General features: G+C 55.9%; 20 protein-coding genes. 4 read left to right on the top strand and 16 right to left on the bottom strand.

The genetic code is table 11. The features are described 5' to 3' along the window. Positions 1 to 49 precede the first annotated feature (49 nt). Positions 50 to 958, bottom strand: a complete 909-nt coding sequence (locus IEW12_RS06005) for a LysR family transcriptional regulator (RefSeq protein ID WP_188565028.1) — start codon at positions 956 to 958, stop codon at positions 50 to 52. Between the two features lie 190 nt (positions 959 to 1,148). Here IEW12_RS06005 and IEW12_RS06010 point away from each other — a divergent pair, with 190 nt between their 5' ends. The 3 genes from IEW12_RS06010 to IEW12_RS06020 all read left to right on the top strand — a co-directional run bounded on the left by IEW12_RS06010 (position 1,149) and on the right by IEW12_RS06020 (position 4,450). Continuing rightward, on the top strand, positions 1,149 to 2,183 hold the full coding sequence (locus tag IEW12_RS06010; protein ID WP_229750941.1) for an aldo/keto reductase: 1,035 nt from the start codon (positions 1,149 to 1,151) through the stop codon (positions 2,181 to 2,183). A gap of 4 nt (positions 2,184 to 2,187) precedes the next feature. Beyond that, positions 2,188 to 2,604, top strand: a complete 417-nt coding sequence (locus tag IEW12_RS06015; protein WP_188565029.1) for an SRPBCC family protein — start codon at positions 2,188 to 2,190, stop codon at positions 2,602 to 2,604. 277 nt (positions 2,605 to 2,881) lie between these two features. Further along, on the top strand, positions 2,882 to 4,450 hold the full coding sequence (locus IEW12_RS06020; protein WP_188565030.1) for a S53 family peptidase: 1,569 nt from the start codon (positions 2,882 to 2,884) through the stop codon (positions 4,448 to 4,450). Positions 4,451 to 4,523: 73 nt separating this feature from the next. Here IEW12_RS06020 and IEW12_RS06025 read toward each other — a convergent pair whose 3' ends face one another. The 15 genes from IEW12_RS06025 to IEW12_RS06095 all read right to left on the bottom strand — a co-directional run bounded on the left by IEW12_RS06025 (position 4,524) and on the right by IEW12_RS06095 (position 20,022). Further along, complete coding sequence (locus IEW12_RS06025; protein WP_188565031.1) at positions 4,524 to 5,492, bottom strand: threo-3-hydroxy-L-aspartate ammonia-lyase; 969 nt, start codon at positions 5,490 to 5,492, stop codon at positions 4,524 to 4,526. 105 nt (positions 5,493 to 5,597) lie between these two features. Beyond that, positions 5,598 to 6,569, bottom strand: a complete 972-nt coding sequence (locus IEW12_RS06030; RefSeq protein WP_188565032.1) for an ornithine cyclodeaminase family protein — start codon at positions 6,567 to 6,569, stop codon at positions 5,598 to 5,600. 12 nt (positions 6,570 to 6,581) lie between these two features. Beyond that, a complete protein-coding gene (locus IEW12_RS06035) occupies positions 6,582 to 7,211 on the bottom strand; it encodes a helix-turn-helix transcriptional regulator (RefSeq protein WP_188565033.1) in 630 nt (209 codons plus the stop codon). A 130-nt stretch (positions 7,212 to 7,341) separates the two neighbouring features. After that, the gene (locus tag IEW12_RS06040; RefSeq protein ID WP_188565034.1) at positions 7,342 to 7,770 is read right to left on the bottom strand and encodes a nuclear transport factor 2 family protein; all 429 of its coding nucleotides are present in this window, start codon (positions 7,768 to 7,770) and stop codon (positions 7,342 to 7,344) included. A gap of 340 nt (positions 7,771 to 8,110) precedes the next feature. Continuing rightward, complete coding sequence (locus IEW12_RS06045; protein ID WP_188565035.1) at positions 8,111 to 11,152, bottom strand: sensor histidine kinase; 3,042 nt, start codon at positions 11,150 to 11,152, stop codon at positions 8,111 to 8,113. 301 nt (positions 11,153 to 11,453) lie between these two features. After that, the gene (locus IEW12_RS06050) at positions 11,454 to 11,888 is read right to left on the bottom strand and encodes an OsmC family protein (RefSeq protein ID WP_188565036.1); all 435 of its coding nucleotides are present in this window, start codon (positions 11,886 to 11,888) and stop codon (positions 11,454 to 11,456) included. Positions 11,889 to 11,945: 57 nt separating this feature from the next. After that, complete coding sequence (locus IEW12_RS06055; protein ID WP_188565037.1) at positions 11,946 to 12,152, bottom strand: hypothetical protein; 207 nt, start codon at positions 12,150 to 12,152, stop codon at positions 11,946 to 11,948. Between the two features lie 71 nt (positions 12,153 to 12,223). Continuing rightward, positions 12,224 to 13,138, bottom strand: coding sequence for an EthD domain-containing protein (locus IEW12_RS06060; RefSeq protein ID WP_229750942.1), 915 nt, complete (start codon positions 13,136 to 13,138; stop codon positions 12,224 to 12,226). Positions 13,139 to 13,221: 83 nt separating this feature from the next. Beyond that, the gene (locus tag IEW12_RS06065; RefSeq protein WP_188565038.1) at positions 13,222 to 13,986 is read right to left on the bottom strand and encodes an alpha/beta hydrolase; all 765 of its coding nucleotides are present in this window, start codon (positions 13,984 to 13,986) and stop codon (positions 13,222 to 13,224) included. 100 nt (positions 13,987 to 14,086) lie between these two features. Continuing rightward, positions 14,087 to 15,100, bottom strand: a complete 1,014-nt coding sequence (locus tag IEW12_RS06070) for an MBL fold metallo-hydrolase (RefSeq protein WP_188565039.1) — start codon at positions 15,098 to 15,100, stop codon at positions 14,087 to 14,089. Positions 15,101 to 15,183: 83 nt separating this feature from the next. Next, complete coding sequence (locus IEW12_RS06075) at positions 15,184 to 15,594, bottom strand: nuclear transport factor 2 family protein (protein WP_188565040.1); 411 nt, start codon at positions 15,592 to 15,594, stop codon at positions 15,184 to 15,186. Positions 15,595 to 15,643: 49 nt separating this feature from the next. Beyond that, a complete protein-coding gene (locus IEW12_RS06080) occupies positions 15,644 to 16,369 on the bottom strand; it encodes a hypothetical protein (protein ID WP_188565041.1) in 726 nt (241 codons plus the stop codon). 151 nt (positions 16,370 to 16,520) lie between these two features. After that, a complete protein-coding gene (locus IEW12_RS06085) occupies positions 16,521 to 17,456 on the bottom strand; it encodes a LysR family transcriptional regulator (protein ID WP_188565042.1) in 936 nt (311 codons plus the stop codon). 71 nt (positions 17,457 to 17,527) lie between these two features. Beyond that, positions 17,528 to 18,637 (bottom strand): alkene reductase, encoded by a 1,110-nt coding sequence (locus IEW12_RS06090; protein WP_188565043.1) that lies wholly within the window; start codon positions 18,635 to 18,637, stop codon positions 17,528 to 17,530. 284 nt (positions 18,638 to 18,921) lie between these two features. Beyond that, the gene (locus tag IEW12_RS06095) at positions 18,922 to 20,022 is read right to left on the bottom strand and encodes an alkene reductase (protein ID WP_188565044.1); all 1,101 of its coding nucleotides are present in this window, start codon (positions 20,020 to 20,022) and stop codon (positions 18,922 to 18,924) included. 327 nt (positions 20,023 to 20,349) lie between these two features. Here IEW12_RS06095 and IEW12_RS06100 point away from each other — a divergent pair, with 327 nt between their 5' ends. Next, a complete protein-coding gene (locus IEW12_RS06100) occupies positions 20,350 to 21,234 on the top strand; it encodes a LysR family transcriptional regulator (protein ID WP_188565045.1) in 885 nt (294 codons plus the stop codon). The last annotated feature ends 18 nt before the right edge of the window (positions 21,235 to 21,252 follow it).

The raw sequence follows: 21,252 nt of genomic DNA on the forward strand, positions 1-21,252 counted from the left end.
TGCAGGACCGACGGCCCTTACCGGCAGCCCTGCACAGCACAATGAAGATTTACGCAGGCGTGCCGGGCTGCGCCAGCTCCAGCAGGGTCTCGCGGAATATCCCTACCAGCGGCCGCAGGTTCACTTTGTGCCAGGCGGCCCATAAAGGCGTGCGGTAGCTAAACCACGGCAATTCGCGCAGCACCACGCTGGCCGACGCGTGATGGCGCAAGCTTTCCTGCACCATCGTAATGCCCAGGTTGGCGGCCACCAGGCCAAGCGCCGTCAGCGGCTCGCTCGCTTCCATATGGATATCAGGCGTGAAGCCTGCGCGGGCGCAGGCCGCCACAAAATTGTCGTGTCCCAGTATGCCCTCCTGGTGTTTTACCGCTATCCATTCCTGCCCTGCCAAGTCGGCCGGAGCAAGTTTTGCCTTGGACGCCAGCGGGTGCGACTTGGGCAGCGCCAGCAACATGGGATCGCTCAGCACCTGCGCGCACTCCAGATCGGGATCATTGGACGATGGCGGCTCGCACAGCAAGGCAATATCCAGGCTGCGCTGGCGCAAACCCTCAAGCTGATCCGACGATTGCAGGCTATACAGCGCGACATGCACCTTGGGGCGCGTGGCGCGCAAGCTACGCAGTGCGTTCGGCAGCACGCCGGAATGCATGGCGTTTTCTATATAGCCTATGCACAGCCCTCCCTCGTCTCCCTTGCCCAGCCGGCGCGCCAGCGCCTCCAGCCGTTTGGCATGGGTCATGAAGGCTTGCGCCTCCGCCAGGAAAGTGCGGCCGTCGCGGGTGAGGCGTATGCGTTGCTGGCTGCGCTCAAACAGCGTCAGGCCCAGCTTTTCTTCCAGTTGCACGATCTGCCGGCTCAGCGGCGATTGCGAAATATGCAGGCGCTCGGATGCCCGGCCCACATGCTCTTCTTCGGCAACGGTAATGAAATAGTGAAGTTGGCGTATATCTAACATGATGAATCCAATCAGACCCAAAAGGACTTAAGGTAGCTAAATTATGTCTTGGACAGTCTAATGTCGTCAACCTATACTTTCCTCACCGCTTCACTGCAAGCAAAGAATCACAGTAGCCCACAGCAGCCATAGCGGGGATACAGGGCGGCCAATTTGGCCCCGACACAACACACTTATGAAGGAATGACAAATGAGCATCAAGAATAGACTGCAAGGCAAGTTAGGTTTTGGAACAGCGCCGCTGGGCAATATGTTCCGCAACATCCCTGAAGATGAAGCAATGGCAACGGTCGATGCAGCCTGGGACCACGGCATCCGTTACTTTGATACCGCCCCTTTCTACGGTGCGGGCTTGTCCGAGATCCGTCTGGGCCAGGCATTGGCAAAACGCAAACGCAGCGACTATGTGCTCAGCACCAAGGTTGGCCGCCTGATCCTGGATGAACTGGAAGATGCTTCCAGCCGCGACCTCGGCGAAAAAGGCGGCTTGTTTGAGTTTGGCCGCGCCAACAAGATCGTCAACGACTACAGCGCCGACGCCACGCTGCGTTCTATAGAAGACAGCTTGAAGCGCATGAAAACCGACCATATCGATATCGTCTGGGTACATGATGTGGCGCAGGATTTTTATGGCGACGAATGGCTGGCGCAATATGAAACTGCCCGTACCGGCGCCTTCCGCGCATTGACACGCCTGCGTGAAGAAGGTGTGATCAAGGCCTGGGGCCTGGGCGTGAATCGCGTGGAACCGCTGGAAATTACACTGGACCTGGCCGAAGCAAAACCGGATGCCTTCCTGCTGGCAGGCCGCTACACCCTGCTGGACCATGAGCGCGCGCTGCAAAGGCTGATGCCGGCCGCCGCCAAACAGAATGTGGATATCGTCGTCGGCGGCCCTTACAGTTCCGGCATCTTGGCAGGCGGCAGCCATTTTGAATATCAGAAGGCCTCGCCGGAGATCATTGCCAAGGTGGAGCAGATCAAGCAGATCGCGCAGCGCCACAAGATCAGCGTCAAGGCAGCAGCTTTGCAATTTGCCCTGGCCAATCCTGCGGTTGCCGCAGTAATACCGGGCGCCAGCCGGCCTGAGCGCCTCACGGAAGACCAGGCAGCATTGAATGAAACCATCCCGGCGGCGTTCTGGCAAGAGATGCGTGAGCAAAAACTGGTGGCGCACGATGCACCACTTCCTATTGATTCGGCCAACCGCTCAGGCAAGGAGTAAAGCGATGTCCAGCACCACAGCAAGCATAGAGATTGCAGCCACGCCGGACCAGGTGTGGCAATTGATAGGCGGTTTCGATTCACTACCGAACTGGCTGCCGTATATCCCGCGCAGCGAACTGAGCCACGGCGGACGCGTGCGCCGGCTGGAAACACCGGCAGGTGACGTCATCATAGAAAGGCTGCAATCCTTCAATGAAAAGGAGCGCTACTACAGCTATTCCATCATGCAGGCGCCCTTCCCCGCCAGCAACTACGTGTCCATGCTACGTGTACGCGAAGCCAATGATAACAAGGGGTCGCTGGTGGAATGGTCGGGCAGCTTCACGCCGGTGGGCGTCAGTGATGAAGAAGTCACGCAGCTTTTCCACGGCATTTATACCGATGGGCTGGATGCCTTGAAAAAGAATTTCACCAACTGATGTAATGAAGCCGTTGCAATATTTATGCAACGGCTTTTTTTTAAAACGCAGGGTGTTATTCATCCCCCTAGTTTCGCCAGGGAAAGAAGATGCAGCAGTAAAGCTCAAATGTAAAAATTGGCGAAACAGATTGCCTTCATCGCAGGCACTTCTATACTCAATAAGCTGAGCATCTTGCTAACAGATGCCTCACATAGAACACATCTATGGCTTAGCGCCATCAATAGTTCTTCCCGATTTTTGTTCGCAATCCATTTGCATTTGGGAGCACCAGATCATGGCAAGCAATTCCACACACACCATCGTCGCCGGCAGCGAGCGCAAGCCCATGCGCGGCGCGCATTCCCTGGGACCGGTCCAGCCCGATCAACAGGTAGAAATCACCATCAGGCTGAGGGATAAATCCGGTTCGCAAACAACCGGCACGCATGCGACATCGGCTGACACGCATCCCGCCGCACGCGGCTATATGACGCGCGAAGAATTTGCCGCCGCGCATGGGGCAAGTGCGAGTGACATTGCCGCCATTAAAGCTTTCGCGGAGCTGCATCAACTGGTATTGGTCGCAACCGACGCCGCACAGCGCAGCATGATCCTTTCCGGTACCGCTGCCGCAATGAACAAGGCTTTTGGCGTGACGCTGGAAGAATATGAACACCCAGATGGAACCTATCGCGGCCGCGTCGGGCATGTATCTGTGCCGGCTGATATTGCGGCCATTGTTGAAGGCGTCTTTGGCCTGGATGACCGCCCGCAGGCAACCACCAAGTTCAAGATCAAGCGCCTGGCTGATGCACCGGTAGCGCACGCCGCAGCCAATGGCTCATTTACGCCGCCGGAGCTGGCGAAACTGTATAACTTCCCTCCTGGCCTGGACGGCAAGGGCCAATGCATAGGCATTATTGAGCTGGGCGGCGGCACGCGTCCGGCGGATATCAAAACCTACTTCAGCAGCCTGGGCCTGGCGACACCGAATGTCAAAGTCATTTCCGTCGATCATGCCAAGAACCGCCCAACCACATCCGACAGTGCAGACGGCGAGGTCATGCTGGATATTGAAGTCGCCGGCGCGGTTGCACCCAAGGCGACTATCGCGGTGTATTTTGCGCCGAATACCGATCGCGGTTTTCTGGATGCAATTACCACTGCCGTACATGACAAGGTGAACAAGCCATCTGTCATCTCCATCAGTTGGGGCTCGGCGGAAGTGCATTGGACCGCGCAGGCAATGGCGTCCTTTGAACAAGCCTTTGCCGATGCGGCAGCGATGGGCGTGACCATCTGTGCCGCCGCAGGCGACAATGGCTCCACGGATGGCGAAACCGATGGCAGCCAGAATGTGGACTTTCCGGCATCCGCGCCGCATGCGTTGGGTTGCGGCGGCACCAAGCTGGTGGTGAGCGCCACAGGTGCACTCACCGAGACCGTGTGGAATGAGGCGGCGGACAGCGCCACCGGCGGCGGCTTCAGCACCCACTTCCCTGTTCCTTCTTATCAAACCGCGCTGGGCAAGGCATTGACGGGGCGCGGCGTACCGGACGTAGCGGGTGACGCCGATCCGACCAGCGGCTATGCGGTGCGCGTGGATGGTAAAAACCTGGTGATAGGCGGCACCAGCGCGGTCGCGCCTTTGTGGGCGGGGCTGATTGCGCTCTTCAACCAGAAACTGGGGCACCCGGTGGGATTCTTGAATCCCCTATTGTACGGTTCGCTAAAAGGCAAAGGCGTCACGCGGGATATTACCCAGGGAAATAACGGCGCGCAAAAAGCAGCGACAGGATGGGATGCCTGCACAGGATGGGGCACGCCGGACGGGCTAAAACTGCTGCAGGCACTCAGTAGCTGAAGGAGCAGCCCGGCATGACGAAGCGCATGCATGCATGCCATCTCATCGATGGCATGCATGGCCCAATCTACTATCAGCCGGCGAGCAGGCTACAGAAGCGCTCTATATCCACATTGCCACCGCTGACGAACACGCCCACGCGCTTGCCTTTCAATTGCTCCTTCATCTTTCTGGCGGCAGCAAAGCCGAGGCAGCCTGTGGGTTCTATCACCAGCTTCATGCGCGAAGCGGCAAAGCGCATCGCCTCCACCAGCTCGGCATCGCTGGCGGTGAGGATGTCATCCACGTGCCGGCGGATAAGCTCAAACGTGTAGTTGCCCAGATGCTGCGTCTGTGCACCATCGGCGATGGTTTTGGGTGTATCGATATGGACGATGGAACCGGAACGGAAGGATTGCTGGCCGTCATTGCCGGCTTCAGGCTCTACGCCATATAGCTTGCAGTTGGGCGAAAGCGCGCGGGTTGCCAGAGCGGAGCCGGACAACAGTCCGCCGCCGCCCAGCGGCACGAAGAAAGCATCCAGCTCGCCTACTTCTTCAAACAATTCCTTGGCTGCCGTACCCTGGCCGGCGATCACGTCCGGATGGTCATACGGTGGAATCAGTGTGTAGCCATGCTTCTCTGCCAGGTCGCGCCCTATCTGTTCACGGTCTTCGGTGTAGCGGTCATAGGTAATGACATTGCCGCCATACCCGCGGGTGGCGGCGATTTTTGCGGCAGGCGCGTCTTGCGGCATGACGATGGTGGCAGGCATGCCGAGCAGCCTGGCAGACAACGCGATGGCCTGCGCATGGTTACCGGAAGAGAATGCCACTACGCCCGCCTTGCGCTGCTCAGGCGTGAACTTGGACAGGGCATTGAATCCGCCGCGAAACTTGAAGGCGCCCATGCGCTGCAGGTTCTCGCATTTGAAAAAAACTTCGCAGCCCAGCTCTTCATTGAGGGTGCGCGAAGTAATCACCGGTGTCTTGTGTGCATGGCCCTTGATGCGCTCTGCGGCAGCAACGACGTCTTCGAAAGTGGGGAGCGTAAGCGTATTCATGGTCTGGCCTGATGAGTGAAAGAGGATCAAAGGGAATAAAAAATAAGGGTCTGTTTGAAGAGTCTGTTTGAAGAGTCTGTTTGAGAGCCTATTTAGAACAGCAGGCTACCAGGGCCACGCAATGCGGGAACCCATGCCCTGCTCCATTGCCTGTTGTTGGATCAGCCTGGCCACGGTCAAGTCTTGCAGCGCAAGGCCGGTCATGTCGAAGACGGTGATATCGTCTGCATGCCGCTGCAAAACGCTCTTCCCGGTCAGCAGGTCGCCGATTTCGGTGCAAGGCGTTTCCGGCAGCCATTGGGTTTCGCCTATCCGGCGCGCCTGCTCCACATCATCCACGACTAGGCGAACCTGCTTCAGCAAGCCTGCCGGCAGCTCGCGTTTGCCGCGCGTGTCCGTGCCTACGCAATTCAGATGGGTGCCGGGCCGCACTGCCTGCAAATCAAAGAGCGGCCCAGCTCCCGGAGTGGCTGTGATGACGATATCGCTCGCAGCAACCGCCGCGTTGGCATCTGTGGCAAGTGCGATCTTGCACCTGCCTGAAAAATACGCTTCAAACGCGGCGTTCACCTTGCCGCTTGATGACACATACTTTACTTCCTGCAGCGCAGGCAACAGCTTCAACGCAAATTCCAACTGCACCCGTGCCTGCACGCCGGTACCGAAGACACAGGCCTGCCGGCTATCAGGCCGCGCCAGCAATTGCAGGCCTATGCCACCGGCAGCACCGGTGCGCGCGGTGGTGATGGCATTACCGTCAACCACGCACAGCGGACGGCCGCTAGCCGGATCAAACAGCAATATTGTCGCCTGATGCGGTTCAGCGCCCACGGCCCGATTGGCTGGCCAGAACCCCGCTGCCTTGAAGCCCAGCAAAGCTTGCGACGGCACATCACCGGATTTGATGCCGAAGGTGCCTCCGGTGGACAAGGCTTCACGCACCACAGGGAAGATACGGCCCTCGCGCCGGCTGTGCAGCGTAAAGGCTTCGCGCACGGCTAGCAAGACCTGATCCGGCAGCAGCAATGCTTCTACTGCGTTCTTGTCCAGCAATAAGAGTTGGGCATCATTAGACATGATCAGGCATAATTATTTGGCATAGTTATACACCGAGGCGCGAGACACGCCCAGATGGGCGGCAATGGTTTCCATGGCGCGGCGTGCATCCAGCAGGCCGGCAGTCTTCAATTCCTGCAGCAGTGCGCGGCGCTCCGCTGCCTTGAGCGCGCGTGGCGTAGTCGCCAGCCGGGCCACAAACTGGTCTATCCTGTCGCGTATCAGATCGGCACTGGCGGGGTCCAGCATTTCCTTCGGCGCATTTGCCGTATCCACACTGACGAACTGCGACATCGCCGCCTGGAAGCTGTTAAACAGAGTCAGGTCCACATTCATACACAGCGCGGCAATATAGTTGCCGTCACCATCCTTGATGCCGATGGACGTGCTCTTCGCCTGGCGCCCGTCCGGAAACTGGTTGGCGTAGTTGGCAATCACCTGCTCAAAATCCGGGTCCAGGATGCGCGCCAGCCCCAGCTCGGTAGCCGGATGGCCGACTGCGCGGCCGGAAAGATTGTTATGGATGGCCAGCACCGCATGCTTGGGGTCCAGCAGATCATGTACCACGACTTCGCAAAACGGTGCGAAGGTGGCGCCCAAGCCTTGGGCAATCTGCTTGAGCTGATTCAGCAACAGCGCTTGTTCCGGAGTTTTCTTTTTCATGTTAGATATTTTGTCTAAACTCAGATAAAATGTCAAACACAATATAGAACACTATTGCGGCATCGGTTTATGCTGATCAGATGTCAATCAGATTCCCTGACAGCAATGCAAAGCAAGCTCCTGCACCGGTTCAGGCCGCCTGATCCAGCCGGGCATTCAAGGCTATCAATTCCGTCAGGGCCTTGGGTTCGTAGTAGGCGACCCAGATTGATTTTGCCTTACCGTCCTTGATCACAAAATGCTCCGAAATCTTCAGCATCGCTGATGTTCCCATCACACCAACGTTGATCAAGGCCACCACATCCTCTCCTTCTGCGACGAGGCTTGCAAACGAGAAGCGACTGAAATCCAGCACTCGCGCTACCTGCGGCAGCGTCACCTTCAAATACTCTTCGACAGTGATAGTTGTTCCACCCCATGGCAGGTAGTCAGGCGCTCCGCATGTAAAGTCCGGGTGTAGCAATTTTTCCATGCGGGCCAGATCCTTTTGAACCGCACACACATAGAATTGACGCACGACGGCCTTGCTGGCCTCGGTAGTACCGCTGATATTCACCATTTTTCCAGTTCCTTGGGAGTTCTGATATTGAGAGCGATACCCTTCTGGCCGAGATGCCGCTGGGATGCCACTGAATAGCCTGCATGCATAAGAGCAAAGGCATGATTTGCAGTGTATGGACAAGCTGTGCGCAGCACATCACGCGAAATGAGTGCGGTGAGCTAGTACTTTAGGGTAGCCGGAAATGACGACGGGGAAGAATACCAACAAGATACGGATACGCGCGCACCGGCTTGATGAGCTAGCACCCCAAAAAGATGCGGGCTTGCAGGGCGCAGAAAATGTGCCGGCATCATAATGGTGACGCCGGCAACTTTAAGACAGATAGCAGCACACAGGCCTAGAACAATTTTTTCCAGAAACTCTTTTCATCGGCCTTCTGGTACGCCAGTTGCGCGGGCAGGCTGAGTGTCAACTCTGTACCGGCACCCGGTTCTGAACGAACAACCAGTTTGGCCTTGATCTTTTTGGCGCGCTCCTGCATTCCCACCATCCCCCAGTGTCCGTCGCGGCCACCTGCGGCCTGTATGTCGGCAGGAATTCCCTGCCCATTGTCACGCACAATCACTTTCAGCTCTTGCTCGCCATAATGCACTTCTACTTCAATCTTGCTCGCCTGTGCATGCCGGAAAGCGTTCTTGATTGCTTCCTGCCCTACGGCGCATAACTCCTCGCTAACGATGGCGTGCAAAGGGCGCGGCTTGCCTGTTTCCTGTGCAATGAACTCAACTTTGGCAGCGGTGGCCAGCGACTCGCCCTCCGCTTTGAATGAGCTCAATAAATCGCGCTCTGGCTCCAGATTTCGCAAGCCCTGTACGCGTTCCCGGCCTTCTGCGATGACATCGTCGGCACTTTGCAAAGCACCTTCGATCATTTTTCGTTCTTCCTGATCTGATATGCGTGCAATGGTCGCGTGAATTTTCAGGACCAGGCCCTGCACTGCCTGTAGCAAAGTGTCATGCAGCTCGCGAGCGATGCGGGTACGCTCATCAAGACGTTCGCTCATACGCATTCTGACTTGCTGCAGTTGCCGGTGCAGCCACCAGCGATGCAATAGCCAAAGCAGGAATGCCGCGAAAGCAGCGCACAGCGCACGAAACCACACCGTCTGCACCAGCGTCGGCTCTATTGAAAACTCCTGCGTCGCGCCGGTGAGATTCCATACGCCGTCTTCATTGGCAGCCAATACCTCAAAGCGATAGTCACCCGGCCCCAAGTTGGTGTAATAGGCGCTGCGGCGGTTGCCGGCATCTACCCAGTCTTTATCGACGCCTTGCAGCCGATAGCGGAAACGCACGCGCTCCGCCATCGTCAAGGCAATTGCCGTGTAGTCAATACGCAGGCTTTCGCTGCGCTCGGGCAAACGCAGGCCGGTGCGCGGCGCGAAGTGTTTATCATCGACCGTCACTCCCATCACCTGGACAGGAGGAGCCACTTTGTTGCGCATAATGTGCTTAGGATCAATCCAGCCCGCATTGTGCAAGGTCACATACCATAAGCGGCCATCCGGGGTTTCAGTCAGAGCGGGTAGCGGCCGCACAGTGCGGGGACTGCCGATGACGCCGTCACGATAATCCAGGCGCTCAAATTCAACCCGTGCATTGCCGCCGTTCAGGGTCTGCTTTTTTGCGGCGGATGCAATTTCAGCGGCCGTGATATGGACAATACCACTCTCATCAATAAACCAAAGATCGCCGTCTGCGGTTTCAACGGTCCCCATGATGCCCTTGAAGTCATTGCCGTCGGACCGTGAGAAAGTAATGAATTTACCGTTTCTCAGCAGCATCAGCGCCTGATCTCCCGCCACCCACGTATGGTCGCCCCGGCTGACGATACTCTGGATACTGCCGGCGCGCAGTCCGTTCTTGCTGTCGTAGCGCGTGACAGTAGCGCCATCGGCCACGGCAAGCCGGTTACCGCTATACCCTTGCCATAATCTATTGCGCTCATCCACATACAAGTAGAGCAGCCATTGCCCGTCAAAGCCTTTGCGCTCGGAGTGTTTTTCCCATTGTCCATTTTGGAAGCGCCATAAATCCCGAACGGGAATATTGGCGATCATCCACACAGCACCGTCCAGATCCTGTACCATCGTCTGAACCTGATATTGCAGTTTGTCCGGCAGATCCCAGGTTTGTTCCTCTCCGTTGGCATAGCGTGCCAGGCGCGTGTGGTCGGCAGCCCAGATTACCCCGTCTGTACCCCGGATAATACTTTCTACCGGATCCATTTGCTTCATCGAAATGAAACCATCGGCAGCTATGTGCCGCAATGGCTGCTGAGTACCGCCGGACATCCAGAAAGAACCATCATTGTCGGGCGCCAGCACAACACGCTGCAAATTCTTGGGCAATTCAACGTCGTGGGATTTGACACGCCGAAAAAGGTCTACACCGTTCGACGTATATGCCCACAAATTGCCATCCCTGTCTTCAAACAAGTCGTTTATCTCTCCACTGAGTCCGCGTTCTTTCGTCAGCACATCCACCACTTTATGGCTATCTCCGCCGAGCAGCTTAAGGCCGCTCTCCGCAATCAGCCAGATGATTCCGTTGTGCTGGATGAACATCTTGTTGACATCCTTGAGATCCGCCTCAAAGACTCTCTTTCGCATGCGATTGGCCACAGGGTCGTACTCGACAAAGTCATCGGAACTCGCTCCCCAGAAAGTGCTGCGGCCATTGACGTTGTATAGCTCAACAATCTCAACGTCGCTGTCCAGCTTTTTAAAGTCCGATTCCCCGGGCTTGCGCCTGAATATAGTATGACCGGCACGTATGATCAGGGATTTGTCAGCGATTAACAGCATTTTTTCGGCTGGTGCAGGAGGCTGCCCGGCAGCGGGCCATACGCGTGTCCAGCGCTTTCCATCCCAATCATAGACACCCGAGTATGTTGCCGCACTGATCGTGCCTCCAGGGTTTTTCACAACCTCAAGCGCGGTACTCCCGGGCAGACCCTCTTTTTCACCGAAGCGTGTCAGCACGCCGTCTTTAAAACGATCAATGACGCCAAATTGATAACAAATCCAGAGGGCGCCATCGATGTCATTTACTGTTGCGATCGTGCTTTCATACAGTTTATTGCCGTCGATGGCATCCATGCGCTCAAACTTGTAGCCATCAAAGCGGTACAATCCTCCCGTCCCACCGGCAAACCATAACCAGCCGTTGGCATCCTGTGTCAAAGAAAAGCCCCCGGTTGGAGCTCCATCGCTTTGCGTCCAGGCGGTATGGAAGTAAGCCCCAAATAGTCCCTCTGTCTTTGCCCAAGCGGGAGTCGAAACCAGCGCAGTCAGCAATAAAAAACGGATAAACCAGCGGCAACGGCGCAGCAATTGGGGCACCATCGATTTCTCGGAGCAGGACCTTGAATTTTCCATTTGAATAATTTCTGAAATGAATTTTAGGTGGATTGCGAGATATCCACGGGCAAAACATCGTACACGAAATAATTGCGCAAACCAGGATTGATTGTTGTTTTTCAAAATATAAGGATGAAGCGAAAACAGAGCCCAGCCTATTTTTCAGGTATGCCGCAGGCGATGCCTGCGATGCTTTCGAAATAGTCTTCTTCGCAATCAGGCAAAAATGCGCGGAGCTCTAGTGGAAGCGAAATTGACACCGGCACCATGATCAGAGTGCCGGCAGATTGAACTACTTGTTTGCACTGAGGCGGTGCAATCAGGAAATCAGGCTCGATTCCAGCGTGATCTTGGCGTTAAGCAACTTCGACACTGCACATCCCGCCTTTGCCGTCGCCACCAGTTTATCGAAAGTCTCCTGATCGATGCCGGGCACCTTCGCGACCAGCTTCAGGTGTACGGCAGTAATATCGAAGCTGCCCTCCGGACTTCTCTCTAGCGTGAGTGCCGCCGTAGTATCCAGCTTTTCGGCCACTTTCTTTTCCGCCTCCAGGATAAAGGACAAGAACATCGTGAAGCAGCCGGCATGCGCTGCGGCGATCAATTCTTCAGGGTTGGTGCCGGCCTGTTCCTCGAAGCGGCTGCCGAATCCGTAAGCTTGATTGGACAACACCTTACTTTGCGTGCTCAGCGTGCCTTTGCCGGTCACTGAACCGCCTGTCCAGGCGGCTGATCCATTGCGGGTAATTTTCATGATTTTCTCTTTCTGTGAGTGTTTCAGTGAGGCTTGCAGCGGCTGCTGCGGCATATGCTAATGAATGACGACGTTGCCCTGCCCAGTCAGCGCTATCAAGGGGATGTCTAGGTCCCAAGGTTCTATCAATTGCAGCAGGCGCTCTATCTCCATGCGGTCTTTCGCTGTCGTCGGCCTGCTCCACAATTTGTCCAGTTGATCTGCAACTGCTTGATACTCATCGTGGGACAGGATGGCGGGGTCCAAACCAGGGTTCAGGTTCATGATTCTTCTCGCTTTTCAAAAATACTATCAAGAAAGAAAAACGCAGGTCGCGCTTCTCACCGCTTGTTATTTCAGCGTTTGTTATAAAACAGGCTGGTAACCTCGCTATAGGTTTGATTTGCAGCACCCATCACGCCGATGATTTCTGCGGTACGGCTGCCCCTCAGTCCCGCCGTGGTCGGTGTGCTATCACGGATATAGGTGTAGACACCGGCGACGAGGAAGACTGCCATAGCCTGGATATGCCGGCTTTGCCCGGCAACAGCGGCCTGAAAATCGTCGCTAGCGAAGAACAAATTTGCAGCCAACGCATTTTCAAAGCCGATCTCCATGACTGCCGGATGCAGCATGTCATCGATGACGTAATGGTCAACGCCCGGAGATGGTGGCTGTGGACGCCCGTTGTCGTACGCTTCAGGCAGATGCAGACGCAGCTTCTGCACCGCCGCCGCACTTGCCAAGTGTTCCGCGAAAGCAATAGCCCATGCATGGAACTCCGTACCGGGCTTGCCGTTCAAATATAGGTGCAGGCGATGCAGTTTATCTGGGCCATTCGGTATCCCGTCCGCCTGGCGATCCACATAGGTGTGCGATCCCTGCGGTAGGCTGTACGCATTGTCCCAGCCGAAGAGATGGGTTTCTTCGCTGAACAGGATGCTGCTGGCGTCGAAAAAACGGTTCTGGTCCACGATGTTGGGAAAACCTATCTCTACGGCGCCATCAAGCGAGATATCGATACGTCTTACGTCGGGGATGGCTGGCCATAGATTGGTACGACGCTCACGGGAGAAATGGTGCTGTACATAGAAGCCCAGGCCGGGTAGTCTGGCACAGAGCGGTCCATGCACGTCGCGCCAATACAGTTCAAATAACTCATAGGAAATCCCTTCCAGCTTGCGCACCAGGGAATAGGATTGACAAGTAATCGCGGCATCGCGGGCACGGTAATCACTCGATGAATTGAGCAATGAATTGGCATGGGTCATGATAGATTCATTTCAAAAAAAAGAGCCCAGAGGCTGCATGCCGCCCCGGTTTGCAGAAGCACGAAGCGCAAGCTGCTTGGCGCCTACTTGATCGATGCGGCCGCTTTCTCGATTACGGCCGCAACCTCTTTCGGGCGGGAGATATAGACCGCATGACTGGCCTTAATCTCACTGACCTGCGAGCCGGCGCGCTTGTACATGAAGCGTTCCAGCTCGGGGTTGATGGCCCGGTCTTCGGTGGCGACAATGCCCCAGCTAGGCTTGGTCTTCCATGCCGGATTGACGATTTTCTGGCCGAATGCGGAGCTATTGGTCAAGACTTGCGACAGCGCCATGAAATGCGTTTCCGCCTTGGGCAAATCCGCTGCAAAATCGGCATGGAACTGCGCCGGATCCAGGTAGAGATACCCGTCCGCTGTCGGTGTCACCGCTTTGGATGCGGCAGGGATTTTTTGCAGCAGTTCGCCCGCCGCTTCCCCTTCGTCCGGCAACATGGCAGCAACATACACCAGACCTACAACTTTGGGGTCGGTGCCAGCCTGGGTCACCACTACGCCGCCGTAGCTGTGGCCTACTAGCAGCACAGGGCCATCCTGCTGTGCCAAGACGCGCTTGACTGCGGTGACATCGTCATTGAGCGAGGTTTCCGGATGCTGGACCACAGCGACATGGTAGCCGTCTTTTTCCAGTATCTCGGCCAGCGGACGCCAGCCTGAACCGTCAGCAAACGAACCATGGACAAGGACGATATTTTTGACTGCTCCCGGTGCGGCCAGAGCAGTTCCAGAGGTGGCAACTGCAGCGGCAACTGCGGCGACTGTCAGGAGCAATGTAGCTATATGTTTCATAAATTTTCCTTTTTTATTAATGTGAATTGAAAAGCGGTGAATTGAAAAACGGTGATTTGAAAAACATCGGTGGGTTGAAAAACAGGGACAACACCTTCATTTACTGCCCGCCGGCAGCATAGGGCGTGGGCACCCAGCGGTAGGCCGCACCGGAGGTACGCAAGCGCCCCAGGCCGGGGAAAGGCATATGGGCGCCGGCCACCAGAGCTCCATTGGCTGCGAGGTCAGTGAACAACTTGGCTCGGGAAGCGGCTGCGGCAGAGCCATCGCCGTCAAAATCAATCGTAATTTCCGGATGCGCCATCTGCACCGACTGCGCATGCACTACGTCACCCCACACCAGTACCTGCTGGCCCCCGCTGCTGAACTGATAACCGACATGACCAGGTGTATGGCCGGGCAACGGCACGACAGTCACACCATCGGCAATGGCTTCGCCTTCACGAAATGGCTTCCAGTGACCGGATTTGATGTATGGAGCAGCACTTTTACGGGCGACATCAAAAAAGGTCCGGGCCGACTCCGGCGCGGCATCCGCTATTTTTTTCGATAGCCAGAAATCGCTGTCGGCCTGAGCCATGCGGACGATGGCATTGGGAAATAGCGCCTTGCCAGCGGGACTGACCAGGCCGCCTGCATGGTCCGCATGCAAGTGCGTGATCAGGACCAAGTCCACTTGGGAAGCCTGGTACCCGGCGGCGCGCAGGTTTTCCATCACATGACCCAGATTAGGCGGCCCCCAGTTGTGGCCGGTTCCGGTATCGACCAGGATCAGCTTGCTGCCGGTATTGATCAGATAGGCATTGACCGGAGTCGCTATCATTGCCGGCTCGAGGTAATCGTCCTTCAACATGGAAGCGATCATTGCCTGATCGCCATGCAACAAGGCCGCGCCCACCGCGCCCACGCCATCAGCCAGCGCAATGATTTCGAAGCTGCCGACCTGGGTACGGAAGTATCCGCTCGGTCCGGCCTTTGACACTGGCACCGGTTTTGCAACCGCGCCAGCAGACGCAGGGTTTACAGTGGCACCCATGGCTATAGCCGATGCGAGCACGGTCAGGCACAGGGCGAACAGACCCAGGATGGATGAAGTCTTGCTACTGATAGGCATAATTTTTCCTTGTTAGGTGGTGCAAGAGTCGCTACCAGAAACGGCTGTCCCGGAGCGCCCGTATTCAGTGCTTTAGTGCATCGTCAATGAAAAACACCTGGATCGATCTTGCCTTGCAGCAGATCCGCCAGTCCTGCAGAGAAAGCGATGATCTGGTCGTAAGGCCGGTGAAACAGGCGAATGCTGGTTATCTTGCCCTCGGCATTGCGCGTCAGTATCGTCATGCCAGCAATCGCCGCTCCCTGATAAGCGCCTTCCCATTCGAGATAACTGCGGTTTCCGGTATTGGCCTCATGCGTGAATGCAATCGTTTCGTACATGGCACGGGTCGCGTCAAAGAAATAACGAATAGCCCTGGCACCGACCAGTGCGCGGCTGCCCACAGATGTTTCCAGCACTACTTTTTCTACAAAGGCTGCGGCAAACTCTTCCAATGTAGGGCGGCGTATGATTTCAACCCAGCTACTGCCGGGAACGCTGACTTCTTGAGACATATACATTTTCCCCAGATTCGGTTGACACTCATGGAATGCTTAAGGTATCTCAGGAAAAAGTAATCCGGCCGAAGTCCAGTGACACCAATAACGGTTCCGGTACTTTTTGCATGGCCTCGTCATAGGCGTAAATACGTCGCGTGGTCGGCATCATGATGCCCTGGAATTCTCGATAGCCGCTGACGTAATTGGCACCGGTTGCGCCGCCTAGTATGTCAACCGTGTAATCATGTCGGCGCATCAGGCCATCCGGGCCGAAATGGGTAATCTGGGTTCTGGTGTGGGAAGAAATGGAGGAAGGAAACGTTACCTTCAGGCGGCGCCACGGCTCGCTTTCACCGGGTTCTTGCCACGGCTCAATTTCTTCGCACTCAAATCCGGGGTAACTATAGAGAAACGGCGAGGTCAGATAAGTCCACAATGCCTCGCTGGCAAAATAGGCGACGTGAAATTTGTCCCACGGCGTTTCCAGTGTCTGCCCGGCAAAAGCGCTGGCGGGGTCGTCGCGCGATTCTATCAGCGCACCATCCAGCGACTCCAGTTGCAAACGACTGGGTACGAAGGTACTGCGCCGGTCTGGCGCGGTAAACGGCGTAATGGAAACATGCTCGGACCGGGTTTCAATCTCGATGATTTTATTGGTGAGCAGGCCGGTCTGCTGCTTCAGATACCAGATGGCGCCGTCTATTGATACTTCGGCCTTGAGTGTGCTGAAAGAATTCCAGCGGGCAAGGCCACCATGGGCTTCGATGGCAAATGCGAGCAAACTGTTCATGAAGAAATTCCTCTAAAAATAATATTCGCAACTATAAAAATAGGTGCTGCGTCCTACCTCTTTAACTATAGATAAATATAGCAGTTGGAGAGGTGATGAATATTCTCTTTAGAGTTAGCGCCGTATATACAATTGGAGGAGCCACCTCCGGCTAGGCGGCCACCGTCATGGAAGAAGTCCTTTCAATACGCTCCATTTCCTTGCTCAGGTAATCGATAAAAACGCGCAGTTTTGGCGATGTGTAACGGCTGGAAGGCCATAGCATCCAGAATGTCACAGTCTCTTGCACCTGATTCTCCAGCACGTTTCGCAGCCTTCCGTCCGTCAATCCATCGGCGGCCAAAAATTCTGGAAGGAATGCAATCCCCCGGCCCTCTGCCGCCATGAACGCTACTGCTTCTATAGTGTTGCTGGTGAGTGTTTCCGGCAGGCATATTGGCGCAGTGCCGCCATCGCGGCCACCGTCGCAATCGCGATACAAGGGCCATTTTTCCAGCACGCCTGTAGACGTGTATTTATGCATCAGACAGGAATGCTGAGCGAGGTCGGCTGGGTGAGCCGGTGTGCCTTTTTTCGCCAGATACGACGGTGCTGCCACCAGCAGTTGCCGGTAGCTGCACAAGCGGCGCGATTCCAGCCGTGTATCCTTCTGCGGGCCGGTGCGTATCACCAGGTCAAACCCTTCTTCCACCACATCGACAATGCGCTCGGACAGGTCGATATCCAATTCAATCTCGGGATGGCGTTGCATGAACTTGCTCAATATCGGCAGCAGCAGTCCTGTCAATTGGGGCACACTGATACGCAGGCGGCCGCGCGGCGCAACGTGCGCCTGCGATATTTCATCGTGTGCTGCATCGATCTCGCTGAGTATGCGGCGGCAACGCTCCAGGAACAATTCGCCCTCTGCAGTCAGTTTGATAGTACGTGTGCTGCGATGAAACAAGCGCGCCGACAGGCGTTCCTCCATGCGCGCGATGCTCTTGCCGACCGCGGACGAAGATATGCCCAGCAGCCGACCCGCTTCGGTAAAGCTCTTTGATTCTGCAACCTGGACAAAGACGGAAATGCCGCTCAGGCTATCCATGATGTTTTTCCTTTCATTCATCGGTCCGGACACGTGGCGCTTTATAGCGCTCTATGTCCAGACGAAGGTGCTCAGGCTGCCCGCGAAAATGCAGAATCCTGGTAGGTCGGATAATCCGTATAGCCGATGTGGGTACCGCCCCAGAAGGCCGAGCGGTCATAGTCGTTCAACGGCAGCTTGTGCTGCAGGCGATACGGCAGGTCTGGATTGGATGCAAAGAAGCGGCCGAAGGCCACCAGATCGGCATCGCCTTTTTGCAGGATGACTTCTGCTCCATCACCATTGAAACCGCCCGCAGAAATGATGGGGCCGGTGAATACCTTACGCAGGAATTCAGACGCCACCGGATGCTGGTTCTCGTCCAGGGTTTCTACGCCTTTGACACGCGGCTCGATAATATGTAGATAGGCCAGGCCGAATTTATTCAGTTGCTGGGCCGCATAGGTAAATGTTGCCTCGGGATTGGAGTCCGAGATGGAACCCCACTGCCCGCTTGGTGACAGGCGCACGCCGACACGGTCCGCACCCCACACAGAGACCAGTGCTTCCACCAGTTCCAGCAGGAAGCGCGCGCGTTTCTCCATCGTGCCGCCATAGGCATCGGTACGCTTGTTGGTGCCGTCCTGCAGGAAGGTATCGGCCAGATAGCCGTTAGCGGAGTGCAGCTCAACGCCATCCAGCCCAGCGGCCAGCGCACGTTCAGCGCTTTTGCGGTAATACTCGATAACCTGCTGGATCTCCGGGATGTCAATCGCGCGGTGCATGGATACCGGTACCCAGCCATTGTGGGTCAATGCCTCGCCCTCAAACGGCACTTCGGAAGGCGCGATGGGCGCAGGGCCACCGGTCAGGTCAACGTGAGACTGGCGGCCATCATGGCCGAGTTGCATGAAGAGGCGGCCGCCCTTGGCGTGCACTGCATCGGCGATTTTTTTCCAGCCGGGGATGTGCGCATCTTCATAGATGCCGGGCGCGCCCAGATAGCCGCGGCTATCATAAGAGACGTGGGTGGATTCGGTAATGATCAGGCCGCCTTGCGATGCGCGCTGGGCGTAGTACTCCAGCATCAGCTCGCTGGGGCTGTCATCTGCGTTGGCGCGCAGACGCGTGGTAGGTGCATGCACGACGCGATGGGACAAAGTATAAGGGCCGATCTGGAACGGCGAAAAAAGCTTGGACATACGATTCCTTTCAAGACGATGAGAATGGAAAAACATAAAGCGAAGATCTTGTGTTGCTGAAACCAATGATAGGATCGACACCTGTCAAGATAAAGAGGCCGCTGCTCCAAACATAGAGGACAATAGCGGCGCGAATCTAAACTCCCTCTGCAACTGCGGGCTCTCCGCGCTATCCGCCGCACGACAAAAAAGGCGCGGACCAAGGGCCCGCGCCTTCAAAGCTCTTCAGCCTGCTTAAGCCCCTTAAAACCCGTCAAAACATCAGGGCAAGGAGACGAGCCTAATTAAGCAGCCTGCTTGTAGAACGGATAGTCTGTGTAGCCGACTTCTGTACCGCCGAAGAAGCTTGGACGATCGTAGTCGTTCAAAGGCCAGTTGTTACGGATACGCTCTGGCAGATCAGGGTTGGCGATGAAATGACGGCCAAATGCCACCAGATCAGCGTCACCCGCTTCGATGATCGCGGCAGCGGATTCTTTATTGAAGCCGCCGGCGGCGATAATCGTGCCCTTGTAGTGCTTGCGTATCAGTTGTGATGCAACCGGTGCCTGGTTCTTGGTTTCATCTTCGATATTGCCGGCGATACGAGGTTCGATCAGATGCAAGTAAGCGAGGTTCAGCTTCGCCAGCTCTTCAGCGACGTAGGTGAACAAGCCTTCCGGATTACTATCCGACATATCGCCCCAGTTGCCGCTAGGTCCGATACGTACAGCAACGCGTTCGCTGCCCCAGACGGAAATCACTGCCTTGGTCGCTTCCATCAGGAAACGGGCACGGTTTTCAAACGAACCGCCGTAGATGTCGGTGCGCTTGTTGCTGCCGTCTTGCAGGAACTGGTCAAACAGGTAGCCATTGGCTGCGTGCAGCTCAACGCCGTCAAAACCGGCTTCTTTGCCACGGATGGCGGCTGTGCGGAAGCTTTCTACCAGATCCTGGATTTCAGGGATCGTCAACGCACGGTTAGGTGTGTTTGCTACCCAGCCAGAAGTTGTGTAAGCAACGCCGCCGTGAAGGATTTCCGAAGGGCCGACAGGAATGCTGCCATTAGGCTGCACGTCCACGTTGGATTGGCGGCCGGCGTGGTACAGTTGCAAAAAGATTTTTGCACCTTTGGCATGTACAGCAGCAGTAACTTGCTTCCAGCCGGCGATCTGGCTGTCCTCGTATAGGCCAGGAGCACCGAGGTAGCCGTTGCCGTTTTCAGCGGCAATGGTGGCCTCACCGATCAGGAAACCGCCTTCGGAAGCACGCTGGGCATAGTATTCGGCCATCAATGGACCTGGCTTGGCGCCTTCTTCAGCGCGCATACGGGTCAATGGGGCAAGGACTACCCGGTGTGAAAAATTAAAAGGACCGATCTTTACTGCAGACATAAGTTTGGACATGATTTTCTCGACTATAAAAAGATAAAAAGGGAAAGCTATTTGTGGCGTTGCTTACCACTGATCGTGTTCTGCGCTGCCATGTAGCCAATGTAAGGGGCATCCGGTTAAAGATAAACGGGTTTGCTTTCACAAGATATCGGACAGATTCGTCTTGAATCCTTTTGAGTTGCGAGCAATCCTGCAATGGATCGCTTGACAGACGAAGGTAGCAAAACAATAATCTTGCACTAGTCGTTTCTGAAACTCCTCGCCGTTATGGCTAATTGATAGTTAACGCGTGAGTTAATAGCTCATGTGCTGTGGAAGGGGTTTCGCAATGGAGAAAAAATGGATAGCCTGAGTGGAATTTCGATATTTGTGACGGTCGCTGAAACCCGTAGTTTCACCAAGGCGGCCAATCATTTCGGCATTTCCTCTTCCGCAGTAGGAAAAAGTATCGCCCGCATGGAGGAGAGGCTGGCGGTCAGGCTGTTTCACCGCAGTACGCGTAGCATTACGCTGACCACAGAGGGCATGCTGTTCCTGGAGCGCTGCCGGCGCATCCTGAGCGAGGTGGAAGCCGCCGAGGCGGAGTTATCGGAATTATCAGGAACGCCTAGCGGCCGTCTGCGCATCAGCACGCCGCAGCTGATAGGCCTGGTGATGCCGACCCTGACCGGTTTCATGCGGCGCTATCCAGATATCGCTGTGGATATCGATCTGTCGGACCGCATGGTCGATATCATAGAAGAAGGCTTCGATGCCGTCCTGCGCACTGGTTCGCAGCATGATTCCCGCCTGGCTTCGCGCCGCATCGGCTCTTGCAAACAGGTAGTGGTGGCCTCGCCCGAATATCTCAAGCGGCATGGCCGCCCCAGCCACCCGCGCGAGCTGGCTCAGCATGCCTGCCTGCTGCATAAGTTTCCAGCCACCGGCAAGATAGAACGCTGGCCTTTTAAACTGGAACAAGATGAGCCTGAGCCGGAACTGGCGGAACACCTGACCTGCAATACGATAGAAGCGATCACTTACGCCTTGCTGCAGGGAGAGGGCCTGGCTTTCCTGCCAACCTTCATCGTCCGCGATGAACTGGAAGACGGCCGGCTGGTGACGGTGCTGGACGACTATATGGACCAGACTGTAACCTTTTCCCTGCTATGGCCCGCCAGCCGCTATGCGTCGCCCAAGCTGCGGGTATTTATCGACTACATGGTGGAGAACATGCGTATTTGATGTAGTTATGTAATGTGC

It is taken from the genome of Parundibacterium terreum, assembly GCF_014636315.1.
In the GTDB taxonomy this organism is placed as follows: Bacteria; Pseudomonadota; Gammaproteobacteria; order Burkholderiales; family Burkholderiaceae_D; genus Undibacterium; species Undibacterium terreum.

Excerpts from the sequence above, each read along its gene's own strand:
- IEW12_RS06005 (WP_188565028.1), bottom strand. The coding sequence starts at position 958 with ATGTTAGATATACGCCAACTTCACTATTTCATTACCGTTGCCGAAGAA.
- IEW12_RS06010 (WP_229750941.1), top strand. The coding sequence starts at position 1,149 with ATGAGCATCAAGAATAGACTGCAAGGCAAGTTAGGTTTTGGAACAGCG.
- IEW12_RS06015 (WP_188565029.1), top strand. The coding sequence starts at position 2,188 with ATGTCCAGCACCACAGCAAGCATAGAGATTGCAGCCACGCCGGACCAG.
- IEW12_RS06020 (WP_188565030.1), top strand. The coding sequence starts at position 2,882 with ATGGCAAGCAATTCCACACACACCATCGTCGCCGGCAGCGAGCGCAAG.
- IEW12_RS06025 (WP_188565031.1), bottom strand. The coding sequence starts at position 5,492 with ATGAATACGCTTACGCTCCCCACTTTCGAAGACGTCGTTGCTGCCGCA.
- IEW12_RS06030 (WP_188565032.1), bottom strand. The coding sequence starts at position 6,569 with ATGTCTAATGATGCCCAACTCTTATTGCTGGACAAGAACGCAGTAGAA.
- IEW12_RS06035 (WP_188565033.1), bottom strand. The coding sequence starts at position 7,211 with ATGAAAAAGAAAACTCCGGAACAAGCGCTGTTGCTGAATCAGCTCAAG.
- IEW12_RS06040 (WP_188565034.1), bottom strand. The coding sequence starts at position 7,770 with ATGGTGAATATCAGCGGTACTACCGAGGCCAGCAAGGCCGTCGTGCGT.
- IEW12_RS06045 (WP_188565035.1), bottom strand. The coding sequence starts at position 11,152 with ATGGAAAATTCAAGGTCCTGCTCCGAGAAATCGATGGTGCCCCAATTG.
- IEW12_RS06050 (WP_188565036.1), bottom strand. The coding sequence starts at position 11,888 with ATGAAAATTACCCGCAATGGATCAGCCGCCTGGACAGGCGGTTCAGTG.
- IEW12_RS06055 (WP_188565037.1), bottom strand. The coding sequence starts at position 12,152 with ATGAACCTGAACCCTGGTTTGGACCCCGCCATCCTGTCCCACGATGAG.
- IEW12_RS06060 (WP_229750942.1), bottom strand. The coding sequence starts at position 13,138 with ATGACCCATGCCAATTCATTGCTCAATTCATCGAGTGATTACCGTGCC.
- IEW12_RS06065 (WP_188565038.1), bottom strand. The coding sequence starts at position 13,986 with ATGAAACATATAGCTACATTGCTCCTGACAGTCGCCGCAGTTGCCGCT.
- IEW12_RS06070 (WP_188565039.1), bottom strand. The coding sequence starts at position 15,100 with ATGCCTATCAGTAGCAAGACTTCATCCATCCTGGGTCTGTTCGCCCTG.
- IEW12_RS06075 (WP_188565040.1), bottom strand. The coding sequence starts at position 15,594 with ATGTCTCAAGAAGTCAGCGTTCCCGGCAGTAGCTGGGTTGAAATCATA.
- IEW12_RS06080 (WP_188565041.1), bottom strand. The coding sequence starts at position 16,369 with ATGAACAGTTTGCTCGCATTTGCCATCGAAGCCCATGGTGGCCTTGCC.
- IEW12_RS06085 (WP_188565042.1), bottom strand. The coding sequence starts at position 17,456 with ATGGATAGCCTGAGCGGCATTTCCGTCTTTGTCCAGGTTGCAGAATCA.
- IEW12_RS06090 (WP_188565043.1), bottom strand. The coding sequence starts at position 18,637 with ATGTCCAAGCTTTTTTCGCCGTTCCAGATCGGCCCTTATACTTTGTCC.
- IEW12_RS06095 (WP_188565044.1), bottom strand. The coding sequence starts at position 20,022 with ATGTCCAAACTTATGTCTGCAGTAAAGATCGGTCCTTTTAATTTTTCA.
- IEW12_RS06100 (WP_188565045.1), top strand. The coding sequence starts at position 20,350 with ATGGATAGCCTGAGTGGAATTTCGATATTTGTGACGGTCGCTGAAACC.